Origin of the sequence: Alcanivorax sp., assembly GCF_014762765.1 — a bacterium.
Lineage (GTDB): Bacteria > Pseudomonadota > Gammaproteobacteria > Pseudomonadales > Alcanivoracaceae > Alcanivorax.
The window spans coordinates 1-1,472 of record NZ_JABURH010000059.1; the positions used below are offsets into that span (position 1 = coordinate 1).

The 1,472-nt window shown below is 60.1% G+C and carries 1 protein-coding gene; it reads left to right on the forward strand.

Annotation, left to right across the window (positions count from 1 at the left end; translation table 11 throughout):
- Positions 1–42: 42 nt before the first annotated feature.
- A partial coding sequence (locus HUJ17_RS02210) for an acyl-CoA dehydrogenase family protein (RefSeq protein WP_290509158.1) occupies positions 43–1,472 on the forward strand: 1,430 nt, incomplete at its 3' end.

The following is a 1,472-nucleotide window of genomic DNA, read 5'->3' on the forward strand; positions in this document are numbered from 1 at the left end:
CGGCCCGCCTCATTTTCACCGATTATTTTAGGGAGATTTGAGATGCCGGATTACAAGGCTCCCCTGCGCGATATGCGCTTTGTGCTGAATGAAGTTCTGGACATGGACGGCCACTACCAGGGTCTGGGTCTGGAAGAGATCAACAGCGAACTGCTGAATGCCTTCCTGGAAGAAGGCGCCAAGTTTGCCGAGAACGAGCTGGCTCCCCTGAACCGGTCCGGTGATGAGGAAGGCTGTGGCTTCAACAATGGCGAAGTGACTACCCCGAAAGGTTTCAAGGAAGCCTACGCCAAGTATGTGGAAGGCGGCTGGCCGGCCATGGGCGGCGACCCGGAGTTCGGTGGCCAGGGCCTGCCCGGTTCTGCCGGCATTGCCATCTCTGAAATGACCGGTACCGCCAACTGGTCCTGGAGCATGTACCCGGGCCTGTCCCACGGTGCGGTGGCAACCATCGAAGAACACGGTACCGATGAGCAGAAGCAGGCGTATCTGCCCAAGCTGACCAGCGGTGAGTGGACCGGCACCATGTGCCTGACCGAGCCCCACTGTGGTTCCGACCTGGGTATTCTGAAATCCAAGGCCGAGCCCAACGCGGATGGCTCCTTCAACATCACCGGCACCAAGATCTTTATCTCTGCCGGTGAGCACGACATGGCCGAGAACATCGTCCATATAGTTCTGGCCCGCCTGCCTGATGCGCCGAAAGGCACCAAGGGCATTTCCCTGTTCATCGTTCCCAAGTTTCTCACCGACGGTAACGGCGGTGTGGGCGAGCGCAACGCGGTGACCTGTGGTTCCATCGAACACAAGATGGGTATCAAGGCATCCGCCACCTGCGTGATGAACTTCGATGGCGCCAAAGGCTACCTGATCGGCCCGGAAAACAAGGGTCTGAACTGCATGTTCACCTTCATGAACTTTGCCCGTCTGGGGACCGCCATCCAGGGCGTGGCCCATGCCGAGCTGGGTTTCCAGGGTGGTCTGACCTACGCCAAGGACCGACTGGCCATGCGCAGCCTGTCCGGCCCGAAAAACCCGGAAGGTCCCGCTGATCCGATCATCGTTCACCCGGACGTGCGTCGCATGCTGCTGACCTCCAAGGCGTTCGCCGAGGGTGGCCGTGCGCTGGTGTACCTGTGTGCCCAGCTGGGTGACAAGGTGAAGCTGGAGAAAGACGACGCGGCCCGCAAGGAAGCCGACGATCTGATGGCGCTGCTGACGCCCATCGCCAAGGCATTCGTCACCGAAGCCGGTCTGGAAGCGGCCAACCATGGTGTGCAGATCTACGGTGGTCACGGCTTTATCCGCGAGTGGGGCATGGAGCAGAACGTGCGTGACGCCCGTATCTCCACCCTGTACGAAGGCACCACCGGTATCCAGGCGCTGGACCTGCTGGGTCGTAAAGTGATGATGACCCAGGGGCAGGCCCTGCGTAACTTCACCAAGATCGTGCACAAGTTCTGCGAAACCAA